Genomic DNA, 16244 nt, shown 5'->3' with positions numbered 1-16244 from the left:
CGATGATTGAGCCCGGGACTTGAAACCTCTGTTTCCATCCCCACATTTCACTGTTATCAAGCTTAAAGATTGTTAACCCGTTTTAGAAAGTTCCAGTGCGCTGGAATCCCATCAGATCAGGAGTAAGTATACATGAGCGAAACCAAGCATTGCGGCCTGTTAATCCTGGGTTCCGGCCCTGCTGGCTATACCGCTGCGGTTTACGCCGCACGCGCCAACCTCAATCCTGTTCTGGTCACCGGCATGGAACAGGGCGGCCAATTGATGACCACGACTGAGGTCGATAATTGGCCTGGCGACAACGCAGGTGTACAGGGACCCGATCTGATGGAGAGGATGCGTCTGCACGCCGAGCGTTTCAACACTGAAATCATCTTCGATCACATCAACAAAGCGGAGCTGGGCGAACGTCCCTTCAAACTCACCGGCGACCAGGCAATCTACACCTGTGATGCCCTTATCATCTGCACCGGCGCCTCTGCACGCTATCTCGGCCTGGAATCAGAACAGACTTTCCGCGGACGCGGCGTCTCAGCCTGTGCCACCTGTGATGGGTTCTTCTATAAGAATCAGAAGGTTGCTGTCATCGGCGGTGGCAACACAGCAGTCGAAGAGGCGCTCTATCTCTCCCATATCGCTTCCGAAGTGGTGGTCGTTCATCGTCGTGATGAGTTCCGCTCGGAAAAGATCCTCTCTGAGCAACTCAGAAAGAAAGCGGCGGAAGGCAATATCACCCTGGAGCTGGGTCAGGTACTCGAGGAGGTGCTTGGCGATCAGACCGGCGTCACCGGCATGCGCATTAAAAATGTGGAAGATGGTTCCACCAGAGATATCGACCTGCAGGGTGTCTTCATCGCTATCGGCCACAGCCCCAACACGGGATTGTTCGATGGGCAACTGGAGATGACCAATGGTTATCTCAATGTACAGGGCGGACTGGAGGGACATGCAACCCAGACCAGCACCCCAGGCATCTTTGCTGCCGGTGACGTACAGGACTATGTCTATCGTCAGGCAATTACTTCAGCCGGAACAGGCTGCCAGGCCGCACTGGATGCCGAACGTTTTCTGGATGCCCTGGGGTCTGAAGGGTAATCAGCGCCAGAAAGTGCAGATCATGGCCATGCTGCGATTGGTGCGGTATGGCTTTGATCGACTCTTCTACATCTCATGCTCGTGCACCATCTGGCCCAACACAAAGGCGCAGAGCAAAACCTGCTGAAAACGATTCAACCCACTGAACTCCAGACCGTGGATATAGCGAGTCTTGCCCTCAATCACCTCAACTTCACGGACAGTGCGTATGATACCCAGTAACTGAAGTACATCATCACCATCGCAACTTTTTATCGATAACTGCAGTTGCAGCGTCTCGTCAAGCTTTCCCAATGGCTTTTCACTGGAAAGACGGGCACCGGTCCGGCTCAGGTCGAGAACTTTGGCGCGGTCGACATGTTTTGAATCATCCGGGTTCTTTGTGTTGCGAACAACCGACTGAAGTGAGGTATGTACCCGTGGCGCATTCCTGACCACCGCACTTTCTACCTCTTCCGGGTATGCCAGGTGCAGATGAGGGTAGGGTTTTGATGAGATCTGCAACACTTTTGCCACGAACCCAAAAATATTGCTGCCTTGAAGTACGCGGACAGTGAACATCTGCCCCTCCCTGACCAGGATTGCCTTACCTTGCTTTCTGGGAGTGGTGATAACCAGGCTCTCGCCGGGAAGATATCCGATCAATTTGACCGCATACCGATCCTGATTTTCACTGGGAGGGGCATACTGCAGCTGCAACACCTCTCCTATCTGTAAATTCGTTACAATATCTGACAAGGGATTTTCCTGGATTGCCCTATAGTTGAGGACGCAATGTTGTCGCAATGCTGACAAGTTCACCTATCGGCAGTTCTCCTTGGAACTATAATTCCTGCCACGAAAAATGCGAATTATTTTCTCTGGAGATAGGGTCCAAATTCCCTAGGAGTCCCCGCCTCGCAGGCGGCGGGGGCTCCTAAACACTAGACAACAGCTATTGCAAGGCGCTGATTTCTTTTCAGATTTATCTTGGACTATGATCTTCTTACTGAAAAATGATCCTCGCACCCCCTTTCCCGCAGTCAAGTTTGCTGAGCGGGAGCCCAACGGATTGCTGGCAGTGGGCGGAGATCTCTCCCCGGAACGGCTGGTTAACGCATACAGACACGGGGTTTTTCCCTGGTACAGCGATAATGAACCGATCCTCTGGTGGTCGCCGGATCCTCGAACCGTTCTCTATCCCGAGAGAGTCAAGATCTCCCGCTCGCTGGGAAAAACGCTGCGCAAAGAGAAGTTTCATGTCACCCTGGACACGGCATTCAGCGAGGTTATCCATGCATGTGCCGAGCCTCGGCCGAAGTCACCCGGTACTTGGCTGATGCCCGAGATGAAAGCGGCTTACGCCGAACTGCACGAGCGGGGAGTCGCACACTCCGTAGAGGTATGGAAAGAGAAGCAACTGGTCGGTGGACTATATGGTGTCGCTATCGGCAGCGTCTTTTTTGGTGAATCGATGTTCAGCCGCGTAACGGACAGTTCCAAGGTGGCCTTTGTTTTTCTCTGTCGACATCTGCACCGGTGGGGTTACCGTTTAATCGACTGTCAGGTCTATACAGAGCATTTGGCGAGCCTTGGTGCAGAGGAGATCCCCCGCAGCGATTTCTGTCATTCCCTGGATGTCTGGTGTACTCTCGCGACAGACACCGACTCCTGGAAAAACACTCAATCAACGCATGAATAACGACCAGGTTTTCACAAAAAACCCAACACTCGCGCTCTATCTGAGCCAGGAACACGACTGTTCCTATCTCCCTGACCAACAAGCCAGGACGCTTTTTCTGGATCCCTCCACTTCAGTCGACGCGCTGCTCTACCAGTTTCTGATCGACCAGGGATTTCGTCGCAGTGGCGCCCATCTCTATCGACCTGCCTGCAATTCATGTAACGCCTGTACTTCACTGCGCCTGCCCGTTGCCGAATTCAGACCAAACCGCAGTCAGCGACGCTGCTGGAAGCGGAATTTTGGCCGATTCTCCATCACGCCATGTCCGGCTGAATTCGATGAGGAGCATTACGCACTCTATGAGGAATACCTGCAACAGCGTCACCCCGACGGCTCGATGAGCAATACTGATCCCCAGCAGTACCTGAGTTTCCTCATCACACCTTGGGCGGAGACAGTATTTTACGAATTTCGATATAAAGGCAGACTGGCGGCCGTAGCAGCCACCGACCTCCTTCCTGAAGGGATCTCCTCCGTCTACACATTCTTTGATCCTGGCATACAGACCGAGGGCATTGGTGTGTTTGCGCTGCTCTGGCAGATTCAACACGCCGAGAAGCTTGGGCGACGCTGGCTCTATCCCGGATACTGGATCCGCAACTGCAGCAAAATGAGTTATAAATCCCGCTATCGTCCATTGGAGGCCTGGAATGGTCAGGAGTGGCTACGCTTTGGGAGTGGTGAGACACTGGTCTTGCCATAAAACCCACCCTTCATTCCCATTATTTCTTGGGGCGAACAGGGAAAATAGTGGATATCAGGCTTGCTTTACGCTGAATTATGCTGATAATGGCGTTCTTGATTTTCAGGGGTCCGGCGAACTCACGCCCCGACCTTCCATAATTGTTCAGGTAACAGCATGGCGAAAGAAGATTTTATCGAAATGGAAGGCACCGTTACCGAAACGTTGCCAAACACCATGTTCCGTGTGGAACTGGAGAACGGTCACGTAGTAACAGCCCACATCTCAGGTAAGATGCGCAAACACTACATACGCATTCTCACCGGTGACAAGGTTACCGTCCAGCTTACCCCATACGATCTGTCGAAGGGGCGCATTACCTATCGCGCACGATGATCCCCGGCGCCCTCCCTCAAGTGAGCATGGGCGGATCAATGGACGGGTTCACCCTGAATCCCAAACTGCAGTTTGCCGTTCACCACATTCACTGCAACCGATCCTCCCTCAGCCAAGCGGCCGAACAGTAGCTCCTCTGCCAATGGCTTCTTGATCTCCTCCTGGATCAGCCGGGCCATCGGACGGGCACCCATCTTCGGATCATAGCCCTTCTCAGCCAGCCAGACCCGCGCCTCTGCATCGATCAGCAGCGTTACGCCCTTCTCCTGCAATTGCCCTTCCAGTTCAAAAATGAACTTATCCACCACTTTGGCAATGTGCTCAGCGGAGAGTGCGGAAAACTGGATGACCGCGTCCAGACGATTTCGAAATTCAGGGGTAAAGAGTTTCTTGATCGCCTCCATGCCGTCAGAGGCATGGTCCTGTATGGTAAAACCAATGGATGCCCGACTCATCTCCTGGGCACCGGCATTTGTGGTCATTACCAGGACCACATTCCGAAAATCGGCTTTGCGGCCATTGTTGTCGGTCAGTGTGCCGTGATCCATCACCTGCAACAGCAGGTTGAAGACATCCGGATGGGCCTTTTCGATCTCATCGAGCAGCAGCACAGCGTGTGGATGTTTGTTGATCTCCTCAGTGAGCAGGCCTCCCTGATCGAAACCCACGTAACCTGGTGGGGCGCCGATCAGACGCGAAACCGTATGCCGCTCCATGTATTCCGACATATCGAATCGAATCAGCTCCATGTCCATGATTCTGGCCAGCTGACGAGTCACCTCAGTCTTGCCGACACCCGTGGGACCGGAAAACAGAAAGGAACCCACCGGACGTCCTTCGCTTATCAACCCGGATCGATTCATGCGGATGGCGCTGGTCAGCGCATCGATCGCAGGATCCTGCCCATATACCACCATCTTCAGATCGCGGGGGAGGTTGCGCAATGATTCAGTATCCGACGAGGAGACCTTACGCGGCGGGATTCGTGCAATCTTTGCAACAATCGCTTCGATCTCCTCCACACCGATCAGTTTATTGCGCGCATCTTTCGGTTGCAGCTGCACATTGGCACCCGCCTCATCGATCACATCGATAGCCTTATCCGGCAGATGCCGATCATTGATATATTTATCGGAAAGTTCCGCCGCACTCAGCAGGGCATCCAGGGTGTACTCTATCTCGTGGTGCTCTTCGAAACGGGTTTTAAGCCCCTTCAGAATATCCACCGTCTCTTCCACCGATGGCTCTTCCACGTCGATCTTCTGAAAACGCCGGGCCAGAGCACGATCCTTTTCAAAGATGCCGCGAAACTCCTGATAGGTGGTTGATCCGATACAGCGCAACTCACCTGAAGCAAGAACGGGCTTGATCAGGTTAGAGGCATCCATCACCCCGCCGGAAGCCGCCCCTGCGCCAATGATGGTGTGAATTTCATCGATAAACAGCACCGAGTCAGGGGTTTTATTCAGCTGGGCAAGTACTGCTTTCAGACGTTTTTCGAAGTCGCCGCGATACTTTGTACCCGCTACCAGACTGCCAAGATCCAATGAGTAGATCGTTGCATCGGCCAGGACCTCCGGCACTTCACCATCGACAATCATCTTCGCAAGTCCCTCGGCAATCGCTGTTTTGCCGACACCTGCCTCGCCGACAAGCAGAGGGTTGTTTTTGCGCCTGCGACAGAGGATCTGAATCGTTCGCTCGATCTCGGGCCGTCTGCCGATCAGCGGATCTATCTTTCCGGCTGCCGCCTGTTCATTCAGATTACTGGCATAACTATCAAGCGGGCTGGGCTGGCCCTCCGGCTTGGGTTCACCAGTGGAATCAACGGCATCATCACCCTCTTCCTGTTCCTCATCAAACTTGGAAATGCCATGGGAGATGTAGTTGACGACGTCCAGTCTGGCCACGTCCTGCTGATCCAAAAAGTAGACAGCCTGGGAATCCTGTTCATTGAAAATAGCCACCAGCACGTTGGCACCGGTCACCTCTTTACGTCCAGATGACTGGACATGAAAAACCGCACGCTGGAGCACACGTTGAAAACCCAGAGTCGGCTGTATCTCACGTTCATCATCTTCCGAAATTGTCGGTGTGGTCTCATCGACAAAACGGGTGATCTCCTGCCTGAGCTGTTGTATGTCAGCGCCACAGACAGTCAAAACCTCAGCCGCCACACTGTTATCCAGCAGCGCCATCAGCAGGTGATCCACCGTCATAAATTCGTGACGTTTCTCTGTAGCGCGTTTAAACGCTTGGTTCAGGGTAAATTCCAGCTCTTTGCTCAACATCTGTCTACTCTTTCCTCAAGCCTCTTCCATATCACATAACAGAGGGTGTTGATTGTTTCTCGAGTAATCATTGACCTGTAAAACCTTGGTTTCCGCAATGTCCCGACTGAAGACACCGCAAACCCCAACCCCACGGGTGTGGACATGCAGCATGATCCTCGTCGCCTTCTCCCTCTCCATTTGGAAAAAGCTCTCCAGAATCTGGATGACAAACTCCATCGGCGTGTAGTCATCATTCAGAAGTATTACTTTATACATTGGAGGCTTTTTCAGCTTCGGCAGTTTCTCCTGAACCGCAAGGCTACCATCGTGCGAATTTTCTTTTCTCTCTGTCATAGTAAGGAATATTAGCAGGCTGTTACTGTTAGCACGACCGAATCGAAGAGAACAAAATTCACTATTTCTCTCCGGTTTTGCGATATGCGGGGCCTAACAGGGTGTCGAAATCCGTAAACAGAAACGCCTCGACTCGTTTGAGTCGTTCCAATCGGTTCAGTTCAGTCGATAAGTATATCCTACTATTTTACTTGGGCAATAGTTGACCAAATCGATTGGTTCACTATACTTAGCCATCAGCGGTTTTGTTTCATGCTGCCGAAATCAAAGCCGCCGGTTTAGCCGGTGAATGGCTGGCGTGGGTTTTAACGGGGCATAGACCATCGTAAAACCCTGACAATAACAGAGTGGGTTCCGGTAAATCCGGCTCGTTCCTAATAATGAAATCTATAAATTTTTCACCAATTCGGGGCATTGAACGCGAGGAGTATCAAGTTATGGCCACTGGAGTTGTAAAATGGTTTAACAATGCGAAGGGTTACGGTTTCGTGACCCCGGATTCAGGAGAGCAGGACGTATTCGTCCATTTCTCATCTATTGAGATGGACGGTTACAAGACCCTCAAAGAGGGGCAACAAGTGCAATTTGAGATCAATCAAGGTCCAAAAGGCCTTCACGCGGTCAACATACAGCGGGTTGCCAATGAATAGCTGAGCTTCCAGCCAGAATGACCTTCCTGAAGGGTCGATGAGTTCAATTCATCGGCCCTTTTGCTGCCATGTTGTGCTCCACATGCTTTACTTGTCCCACGAATTTCCTTCGTCTGCGTTAAAATTCATTGAATCCGTAAATAACGCTAAGCCCGCAAAAGTTTAATTTTTTTGCTGGATTACTGAATGGCTTGAGCAAATAATTTGGCGTTGTCAGCGCCATTTGCGGATTGATAAATACCCAGCCATATAGAAAAAACTCTATCGATAGACAGAGAGCGATATAATCCCCCCTCGTTCCACGATTGATCCTTTCATGCTGATCCTGTTCAACAAACCCTACGGCGTCCTGACCCAGTTTACCGACAATGAGGATCGCCCCACGCTGGCCGATTTCATCCCCGTAAAACAGGTCTACGCCGCCGGGAGACTCGACCGCGACAGCGAGGGTCTGGTGATATTGACCGATGATGGAAAACTTCAACATCAATTGACCAATCCACGAAAAAAAACCTGGAAAACCTACTGGGTACAGGTGGATGGAATACCCAGTGCAGAGGCGATCGAACAGTTACGACAGGGGGTCCAGCTCAAGGATGGCCCCACTCTGCCGGCACAGGCAAAACTACTGGAAGAACCGGACCTCTGGTCACGGGACCCACCGGTACGATATCGGGCGAAGATTCCCACCCAATGGCTGGAGATCAAGATTCGCGAGGGCCGCAACCGGCAAGTCCGGCGTATGACTGCCGCAGTTGGACACCCTACCCTACGGCTCGTACGCACGACTGTCGGGCGTTGGCATCTGGGCGATCTGCAACCTGGAAAATGGCGACAATATGGTGATCAGAACAGCAGTGCACAAAAAATGGGACCAAAAATGAGTGGTGACCAGGGCCTGGTCGTTGTCGGCCTGTCTGGTGGTGTCGACTCTTCCGTCGCAGCCCTGCTTCTGCAAGAACAAGGTTACCGGGTCGAAGGCCTGTTCATGAAAAACTGGGAGGAGGATGACGACGCAGAGTACTGCTCTGCGGCAGAAGACCTCAAGGATGCCCGGGATGTGGCAGCCATACTTGGCATTCCGTTGCACAGCGTAAATTTCTCTGCTGAATATTGGGATCGGGTATTCGCCGATTTTCTCGATGAGTACCGTGCAGGACGAACACCCAACCCCGACGTACTCTGCAACCGGGAGATCAAGTTCAAGGCCTTTCTCGACTACGCACTGGAGTCTCTGGGTGCGGAACGCATCGCTACGGGGCACTATGCACGACTGGGCCGACACACAGGTGAATATCAGCTTCAGCGAGCGGCAGACGAAGGCAAGGATCAGACCTACTTCCTCTATATGCTGGGTCAGACACAACTCTCCCGCACCCTCTTCCCACTGGGTGACCTGCAGAAGGAGGAAGTGAGAAGAATTGCCGAGAAAGCCGGTTTTCCCAATCATAAAAAAAAGGACAGCACCGGCATCTGTTTTATCGGGGAGCGAAAGTTTCGCGAGTTTCTCAGTCGATATCTGCCGGCCAATCCGGGTCGTATCGAAGATCCTGAAGGTATGGCCCTCGGAAATCATCAGGGACTGATGTACTACACCCTGGGACAAAGACAAGGTCTGGGTATCGGCGGCCGGAAGAATAGCGCCGAGGCTCCCTGGTTCGTGGTGGCAAAGGATCTGCAACGAAACGTATTGATAGCAGCACAGGGCCACAACCATCCCCGGCTGATGAGTGGAGGAGTCCTCGCAACTCAGCTACACTGGGTCTCCAGCAAAGCACCCCAATTTCCCTTGTCATGCGAAGCACGACTGCGGCACCGTCAGTCCCTGCAAGGCTGTGAAGTCCTTCTGCGACCGGGCGACACCTGTAAAGTCGCATTTGACGAACCCCAAAGGGCCGCGACACCTGGTCAATCAATCGTATTCTATCGGGATGGCGACTGCCTCGGCGGCGGCATTATCGAATCCTCATACCCCCCTGGAGAGGCTTACCCACCGTGAAATACAGCATAGAGGACCGTACCCTGGCGCTGGCCGGCATCTTCCAGGCAGCAAAACTGGTGCAGCAGATTGGGCGGCAGGGAATGGCGGATTCGGAGATCATGACCCGCAGTATCCACAGTCTGTTCGAGACAGATGCAGGAACTGTTTCCGATGTTTTCGGTGGCATCAATGGCGTTGCCTTCGGCCTGCGCGAGGCATACCGTCAACTGAGTGGTGAAGCCAAACAGGATGCGGAAGTCACCAGGTATCTTCTCGCTTTGATTCAACTCGAACGCAAACTCTCAAAGCTGCCGGAGCGGTTGACGAAAATACGCCAGGGCATCGATTTGACCACAACCCGACTGGCACATTTTCCTGAGATGCACTCCAATATTCTCGCCTCCCTGGCGGAGATATATGCCGAGAACGTCAGCACTCTGCAACCAAGAATCATGGTTCAGGGGGAAGCTGTCTACCTGCAGAATCCTGATAACGTGAATCGTATCCGCTCCCTGTTGCTCGCGGGCATCCGCTCCGCCATGTTATGGCACCAAACCGGTGGACGCAGGATGCAAATCGCGTTCGGCAGGAAAAATTATCTGGCCACCGTAAAAAAACTGCTGGATCAGTCCGCATGAGTATTTGAACAATTGTTAAATGCGACAGTGTCGCCGGTCTCACAATCAGGGCCTGTAGTACCCTGAAAATCGAAATTTCAAACGATCAGGATATTTTATTATGAAACTGCTCCATTCAGCTTTACTCCTCGTCATCGCTTTAGCCCTCACCGCTTGCGGTGAGTCCAACACCCCCGCACCTGTAGCACCGGAACAGACGGCCATCAGCGTATCAAATGAACCGGCCCAGGCGCCACAGGTGGAAACTGCAGCCCCCCCGGTATCGGCGACTGATCCATCACTGACCGATCAAGCCAAAACGATGGGGAAAGAGACTTGGGAAAAAACCAAGGAAGTCTCCGCTGACACCTATGATGCCGTTGCAGAGAAAAGCAAAGAGATCTACGAATCAACCAAAGATACTGCCGGCGAAGTCGGTGGCAGCATCAAGGAAAAATCGGGCGAATACTATGACGCCGCCAAAGAGGCCGCCGGTGATATCGGTAGCTCAATCGGCGAGACATCGAGCGAGTACTACGATGCCGCCAAGGCAAAAGGCATGGAGATGATGGGCGGCGCGGAAGAGAAAGCGGAGTAGATCTGCGCTATCCACCCTGTCACGCAATGCATAAAGGGGAGTCGATCAGGCAACAGCGAAAACAGCTATAGGCCTCACCGACTTCGCCTCCTGCTTTTTTGGCGCCTGCATGAAAATCGCCCAGAGGACTCTCACCATCAGAGTGAACATACGGTTATAATCCTCGTCTTCGATTTACCAAGACGAGTCAACAATCATGGATCTCTCCACACTTACCGCAGTCTCCCCGGTGGACGGGCGTTATGGCAGCAAGAGCGCCGATTTGCGTCCAATCTTCAGCGAATTCGGCCTGATAAGGCATCGGGTGCTGGTGGAGATCCGCTGGCTGCAGGCATTGGCAGAGCACGACGGCATTGTGGAAGTCCCCCCGCTCAGCGAACACGCCAACAATATTCTCGATGGGATTGTCGAAAGATTCAGTGAAGAGGATGCTCAGCGGGTCAAAAACATCGAGCGCACCACCAACCACGACGTCAAGGCGGTGGAGTATTTCCTGAAGGAGAAGATTGCCGGCAACAATGAGCTAGAGGCGATCAGCGAGTTTATCCATTTCGCCTGCACATCCGAGGATATCAACAACCTCTCTCACGCCCTGATGCTGCGTGAAGGCCGCGGGCAGATCCTGCTACCTCAGATGGACGAGGTGATCAGCGCCATCCGCAGTCTGGCTCATGAACTGGCGGATCAGCCGATGCTCTGCCGCACTCACGGCCAGCCTGCCTCTCCCTCCACCATGGGAAAAGAGATGGCCAACGTGGTCTACCGTCTGCATCGCCAGCGGGAACAGATCGCCAATCTGCAGATGCTGGGCAAATTCAACGGGGCCGTGGGCAACTACAACGCCCACCTCTCTGCCTACCCGGAGGTCGACTGGCCCGGTTTCGCCAAAGACTTCATTGAATCCCTGGGGTTGGACTGGAACCCCTACACCATCCAGATCGAGCCCCACGACTATATCGCGGAACTGTTCGATGCAACCGCCCGGTTCAACACTATCCTGATCGATTTTTGCCGGGACATCTGGAGTTACGTCTCGTTGGGTTATTTCAAGCAGAAAACCATCGCCGGTGAAGTCGGTTCCTCCACCATGCCGCACAAGGTCAATCCCATCGATTTCGAAAACGGCGAGGGGAATCTGGGCATCGCCAATGCACTTTTCGGCCACTTGGCCGCCAAACTGCCGATCTCCCGTTGGCAGCGCGACCTTACGGACTCCACCGTGCTACGCAATCTGGGGGTCGGTATCGCCCATACCAGCATCGCCCTGCAGTCCATCATGCGCGGTATCAGCAAACTCGAAGCCAATGGCGACGCCATGCTGCAGGATCTGGAGGGCAACTGGGAGGTACTGGCGGAGCCGATACAAACCGTGATGCGCCGCTACGGCATCGAAAAGCCCTATGAAAAGCTCAAAGAACTGACCCGTGGACAGCGTATTACGCCAGAAGATCTACAGCGCTTTATCGAGGGTCTTGAGATTCCCGAGGAGGCCAAGGTCTCACTGAAAAACATGACCCCGATGAGCTATATCGGAAATGCTGTTCAGCAGGCAGAAAAAATATGACGCAGATCGCAAATCTGCTCAAAAATGTGATCTCCAGCACAGTTTTGCATAAGGAATTTAGTTCATACTAACTTTGCACGCACGAACCTGATTGGCTTGTCCTCCCGTTCGTGTCCGCAAACACAGGGTCTTCAGCTGTGCGTGCAATTTAAAACCCGGCACACCTCCCCCAACTTGGTGTGCCGGGTTTTCTTTTGCCCGTTCTACATGCCTCTCGTTAATCCGGATCTCTCAATCATCATCCCGATACTTGCCGACACGAATAACGACCCTGGCAACAGGATTCAGCCAGCGATGGACACGACTGTCGATATCGCTGTTTCCACCGAGCGAATCCTGGTCACCCACCACGCCTTTGTGGATATGCACGCGGGCATTCTGCTCTGCGTCAAATACACCGGTGGCGCCACTACCGTTGTAGCCACCCGGATCGGCGGGAATACCGGGCACACCTGGGGCGCCGCCCCCATTTACGATCTCATCGTTTGCTTCTGTGCCGGCATCGTAGCCGTTGAGAAAATAGGTATAGATACCCTTCTTTTTGGGGATTTTGATCGCATCCAATCCAACAAAGCCATCATTGGTGGGCAGCAGCATGCCGATAATTGACAGACGCGAGGTAGAGTGGCCATGAATATCCAGTTCAGCATCCGTAGTCTCACCGGGACCCAGTAGCCCGGCAGCCGGATTGGCCACATATTCACCACCGGCCGCCTCAACATCGCCAATCAGGCCAGAGATGTTCCCGCCTTCAGCTGCAGCCTGCAAATTCACTGTTGCTTCAGTGCCGACTTCAAAAAGATGGGTCTCCCGATCATGCGCAGCAACCAACAATGGGGTGAAGTAGACGCCACCTGTAAGATTGGTGATCTCTACATTGATATCCCTTGCCAGTAATGGTGATGAAACCAGGATGCCACCTGCCAATAGAAGGGTAGCGATGTGTCTTTTCATAATGATCTCCTCAAAACAGTGTTGTTACAGGATCTCCTGCACAATCAAGTCTGAGTCCTGGTAATCTCGCAACCGTCCCGAAATTGTCACAATTCACTAACTTTCAGTAGAAAAAACCATTTATCAGCCCCCGCCCTGTCGAGAGGGTTGGTTTATACTTTGAGGAATCATTAACCAACTGTCTTTTTGAGCAATGGCAAACCGACAGGAGATCTCTCATTTCGTCGAGATGACAATGAGGGATAATCCCCCCGAATCGCAGTGACCACACAGATCAGACTATGCAGACATTGAAATTTCCCGACGGATTAACTGCCGAGCAGTTCCTCGCCGATTACTGGCAGCAGAAACCCCTGCTCTTTCGCCAGGCGCTGCCTGATTTCAAATGCCATCTTGAACCTGACGAACTGGCAGGACTTGCCTGTGAGGACGATGTCGAATCCCGTCTGGTATTGGAAAAACACGGGTCAACACCCTGGGAAGCCCGCCACGGCCCCTTCGATGACGAGACGTTTTCCAAACTGCCTGAGAGTCACTGGACGCTCCTGGTACAGGATGTGGACAAGCATCTGCCTGAAGTCGCCGGACTAACGGAATATTTTCGTTTCCTGCCCGATTGGCGATTCGATGATGTCATGGTCAGTTATGCTGCTGACCAGGGTTCGGTAGGCCCCCACATCGACGATTACGATGTCTTTCTGTTCCAGGCAAAGGGACGCCGCCGCTGGAAGATCCACTATCAGAGAGTCACCGAGGATGATTATATCCCCGGTCTCGACCTACGCATCCTGCCGGAATTCAATGCTGAAGAGGAGTGGCTGCTGGAACCCGGAGATATGCTCTATCTGCCTCCCAATGTTGCCCATTGGGGCGTCGCTGAGGGTGAATGTCTGAGTTGTTCGATAGGGTTTCAGGCACCTGCATTCAGAGAGATGGCAGCCGCCTGGTGTGAAGAACTGGTGCAAAATCGTATCGCAACGGGTCGGTTACGCGACAAGCCGCTCAAACCCCAGTCTGCCAGCGCCGAGATAAAACCCCAGGCGCTTGAACAAATAAGGAATCTGCTCGGGGAACTGCTCACTGAAGATAGCGATCACCAGCGCCGCTGGTTCGGACGTTTTATCACTGAGGGCAAACTGAATCTTCAGGTGGAGGCACAGGATCAGCCACTCAATCCCAATATCTTCCACAACCGATTCAGGGAGGTAGCGGTCATCCAGCGCAATCCCTACACGCGTTTGGCGTTCAGCCGTGGCAACCAGGGCAACGACTCACTCTTTGCCAACGGCAAAGAGTATCCGCTTCCCTCGGATGAGGGGGATTTCCTCCCGGTCATCACCCACTACCAGGCACTGCACTACGGCTATCTTGAGGCATGGCTGGAACAGCCCGACTATCTGCAACTGGTCTGTGACCTCTACAACGACGGCCATTTTAGGTTTCCTGATGATTAAGCTGGCCTTTCAGATACGTATTGCCCACTGGTCTGAAGACCAGGTTTTGCTGAAGCAGGTCAGAGAGATCGTCTTTGTTCATGAACAGCATGTACCGCCGACGCTCGAGTGGGATGGTCTGGATGAAGGCGCACTGCACCTGCTCGCCGTGGAACGGGGGACAGGAGAGCCGATCGGCACCTCACGTCTGCTGCGAACTGGCCAGATTGGGCGTATGGCAGTCATTCGCTCCTGGCGCGGACGCGGCGTCGGCAAAGCCCTTTTGCAAAAATTGCTGGTCATCGCGGATCAGAACAGTTACCCCGGCATGTTCCTGAATGCCCAATCAACAGCGCTCTCCTTCTATGCACAGCATGGCTTCGTTGCAGAGGGTGATGAGTTCATGGATGCCGGCATCCCACACCGCCGGATGACAAAGGAGCCTCTGAACAATGCCTGATCAAGCGCCCACTTTTCAGAATGCAATCCTTGGTGTTACCAGCGACACTTTTTACCTGCATAATCCCGGCGAAAACCTTGCCGTTGCATCACGACTTGTCGAACAGGCAAAACGCGAGTTACAGATATTCACCCGCAATCTCGATCCACAGATATTTGACAAAACAGGGTTCCTCGAACCCTTTAAGCGATTGGCGCTCAACTCCCGTTTTGCCAGAATACGGATACTGTTGCAGGACAACAGTACGATACAAAAAACGGGGCATCGCCTGGCCACATTGGCTCAACGCTTGACCACCACCATTGAGATCAGAAAATCTGGTGATACCTACCAACAATTTCCAGAGAATTTCATGCTGGTGGATGGCTGCGGCTATCTGCACCGGACACAGCCGACCCGCTACGATGCCGTTGCCGCCTTCAATGCCCGACCCAGGGTTCATCAACTGACAGGGATATTCGATGAAGCCTGGGAGACTGGGGAGCCGGATGCAGAACTCTGGCGGCTACACTTGTAGTGAAACTCATAGCCTGTTGCCGTAGTCTATCGTTGGAAAACCCCATGGCCCGATCCATCTGCCTGATCATCATCCTCATATTTCTTCCACTCCAGGCCCAGGCAGAGAGTTTGGAAATCTTTGAACTCAAGGGCAGGACACCCCAGGAGATGATCCCTCTGCTCAAACCCTTCGTGGGTCCTGATGGCACGGTCGAGGGGATGCACAACAAGCTGATTATTCGCACCTCGCCAGAACGCATGGTTGAGATAAAAAAGATCATCAACGAGTTCGACCATGCGCCAAGACGGATGTTGATCCATGTTCGTGAACATGCACCGTCACAGCGTCAGAGACAGCAGGTCGAACTTCACGCCGGGAATGACAACATCAGAATCGGCACTCAATCGGAAAGGGGCAGTATCAAACGCTACACAACCCAAAGCCACACTGATGCCAGCCGGACGATACAGACCCTGGAGGGTCAATCCGCCTTCATAAAAACGGGTATCATCCGGCCTGTTGAAACCGGAACCGGGGTAATAGCGGGCCCCATTGTCGGATATCAGAGCACTACGGAGTATCAGGATATCAGCTCCGGTTTCCATGTAACGTCCCAGATCATCGGTGATCGCATCAGGCTGGAGATCACCAGCCGCCACGCACAACCCGAACGCCGTCAGGAAACAGTCAGGCACACCGAAAGCACAACCGTGGTGAGTGTCAAACCTGGAGAATGGATTCCCCTCAACAGCACAGGCCGAGCCGGTTCGAACAGCACATCCAATATCGGCATGCAGGCGAAGACCCGTGCCAGCGACGAGCACTCCACCTGGATCAAGGTGGAACTACTCGACAGGTAACTCGGTGGTTCCCGGCGTTTCCTCCTCATCCTGTTCAGACAGCAGGCCAAAGTCGTTCAGTATGCTGAACAGTGCCGGTACTACCAACAACACCAGCATAGTGGT

The 16244-nt window shown here is 53.1% G+C and carries 17 protein-coding genes and 1 pseudogene; 14 read left to right on the top strand and 4 right to left on the bottom strand.

Going from position 1 to position 16244, the window contains the following annotated elements:
• The first annotated feature begins 132 nt into the window (after positions 1–132).
• On the top strand, positions 133–1095 hold the full coding sequence (gene trxB / locus G9Q73_RS14450) for a thioredoxin-disulfide reductase (RefSeq protein WP_177420395.1): 963 nt from the start codon (positions 133–135) through the stop codon (positions 1093–1095).
• 66 nt (positions 1096–1161) lie between these two features.
• Here the strand turns inward: trxB and G9Q73_RS14445 are convergent, their stop codons facing one another.
• Complete coding sequence (locus tag G9Q73_RS14445) at positions 1162–1833, bottom strand: flagellar brake protein (protein ID WP_177420394.1); 672 nt, start codon at positions 1831–1833, stop codon at positions 1162–1164.
• A 238-nt stretch (positions 1834–2071) separates the two neighbouring features.
• Between G9Q73_RS14445 and aat the strand changes: the two genes are divergently transcribed.
• The 3 genes from aat (at position 2072) to infA (ending at position 3896) form a co-directional block, all read left to right on the top strand.
• Entirely contained in the window at positions 2072–2776 is a 705-nt protein-coding gene (gene aat / locus G9Q73_RS14440; RefSeq protein ID WP_177420393.1) for a leucyl/phenylalanyl-tRNA--protein transferase, read from the top strand.
• Positions 2769–3521, top strand: coding sequence for an arginyltransferase (locus G9Q73_RS14435; protein WP_177420392.1), 753 nt, complete (start codon positions 2769–2771; stop codon positions 3519–3521). Before aat ends, G9Q73_RS14435 begins: the two co-directional genes overlap by 8 nt.
• A gap of 156 nt (positions 3522–3677) precedes the next feature.
• Positions 3678–3896, top strand: coding sequence for a translation initiation factor IF-1 (gene infA, locus G9Q73_RS14430; protein WP_005959039.1), 219 nt, complete (start codon positions 3678–3680; stop codon positions 3894–3896).
• A gap of 35 nt (positions 3897–3931) precedes the next feature.
• Here the strand turns inward: infA and clpA are convergent, their stop codons facing one another.
• Positions 3932–6187 carry an ATP-dependent Clp protease ATP-binding subunit ClpA gene (gene clpA / locus G9Q73_RS14425; RefSeq protein ID WP_177420391.1) on the bottom strand — a complete coding sequence of 752 codons (2256 nt, stop codon included), beginning with the start codon at positions 6185–6187 and terminating at the stop codon, positions 3932–3934.
• A 15-nt stretch (positions 6188–6202) separates the two neighbouring features.
• Entirely contained in the window at positions 6203–6523 is a 321-nt protein-coding gene (gene clpS, locus G9Q73_RS14420) for an ATP-dependent Clp protease adapter ClpS (RefSeq protein WP_177420390.1), read from the bottom strand.
• 437 nt (positions 6524–6960) lie between these two features.
• Here clpS and cspD point away from each other — a divergent pair, with 437 nt between their 5' ends.
• From cspD to purB, 6 genes and pseudogenes are all read left to right on the top strand, one after another.
• Positions 6961–7173: a cold shock domain-containing protein CspD gene (gene cspD, locus G9Q73_RS14415; RefSeq protein ID WP_177420389.1), complete on the top strand. Its 213-nt coding sequence runs from the start codon at positions 6961–6963 to the stop codon at positions 7171–7173.
• Positions 7174–7489: 316 nt separating this feature from the next.
• A pseudogene (locus G9Q73_RS19775) lies at positions 7490–7999 on the top strand (pseudouridine synthase); the annotation flags it as partial.
• 54 nt (positions 8000–8053) lie between these two features.
• The gene (mnmA, locus tag G9Q73_RS14410) at positions 8054–9172 is read left to right on the top strand and encodes a tRNA 2-thiouridine(34) synthase MnmA (RefSeq protein WP_246345734.1); all 1119 of its coding nucleotides are present in this window, start codon (positions 8054–8056) and stop codon (positions 9170–9172) included.
• Positions 9169–9792 (top strand): high frequency lysogenization protein HflD, encoded by a 624-nt coding sequence (gene hflD / locus G9Q73_RS14405; RefSeq protein WP_177420387.1) that lies wholly within the window; start codon positions 9169–9171, stop codon positions 9790–9792. The genes mnmA and hflD overlap by 4 nt, the downstream gene beginning before the upstream one ends.
• 100 nt (positions 9793–9892) lie before the next feature.
• Positions 9893–10369 (top strand): hypothetical protein, encoded by a 477-nt coding sequence (locus tag G9Q73_RS14400; RefSeq protein ID WP_177420386.1) that lies wholly within the window; start codon positions 9893–9895, stop codon positions 10367–10369.
• Between the two features lie 196 nt (positions 10370–10565).
• Positions 10566–11933, top strand: coding sequence for an adenylosuccinate lyase (gene purB / locus G9Q73_RS14395; protein ID WP_177420385.1), 1368 nt, complete (start codon positions 10566–10568; stop codon positions 11931–11933).
• A 231-nt stretch (positions 11934–12164) separates the two neighbouring features.
• Here the strand turns inward: purB and G9Q73_RS14390 are convergent, their stop codons facing one another.
• Complete coding sequence (locus G9Q73_RS14390) at positions 12165–12887, bottom strand: spondin domain-containing protein (RefSeq protein WP_177420384.1); 723 nt, start codon at positions 12885–12887, stop codon at positions 12165–12167.
• 281 nt (positions 12888–13168) lie between these two features.
• Here G9Q73_RS14390 and G9Q73_RS14385 point away from each other — a divergent pair, with 281 nt between their 5' ends.
• From G9Q73_RS14385 to G9Q73_RS14370, 4 genes are read left to right on the top strand one after another with little or no spacing between them, the layout of a single operon-like run.
• Entirely contained in the window at positions 13169–14341 is a 1173-nt protein-coding gene (locus G9Q73_RS14385) for a cupin domain-containing protein (protein WP_177420383.1), read from the top strand.
• Positions 14334–14780 (top strand): GNAT family N-acetyltransferase, encoded by a 447-nt coding sequence (locus G9Q73_RS14380; RefSeq protein WP_177420382.1) that lies wholly within the window; start codon positions 14334–14336, stop codon positions 14778–14780. The genes G9Q73_RS14385 and G9Q73_RS14380 overlap by 8 nt, the downstream gene beginning before the upstream one ends.
• Entirely contained in the window at positions 14773–15297 is a 525-nt protein-coding gene (locus G9Q73_RS14375; protein ID WP_177420381.1) for a DUF7931 domain-containing protein, read from the top strand. The genes G9Q73_RS14380 and G9Q73_RS14375 overlap by 8 nt, the downstream gene beginning before the upstream one ends.
• 44 nt (positions 15298–15341) lie before the next feature.
• Positions 15342–16139, top strand: coding sequence for a hypothetical protein (locus tag G9Q73_RS14370; protein ID WP_177420380.1), 798 nt, complete (start codon positions 15342–15344; stop codon positions 16137–16139).
• Positions 16140–16244 lie beyond the last annotated feature (105 nt).

Origin of the sequence: endosymbiont of Lamellibrachia barhami (assembly GCF_011947365.2) — a bacterium.
GTDB lineage: Bacteria > Pseudomonadota > Gammaproteobacteria > Chromatiales > Chromatiaceae > QGON01.
This window is presented reverse-complemented; position numbering and strand designations above follow the sequence as displayed.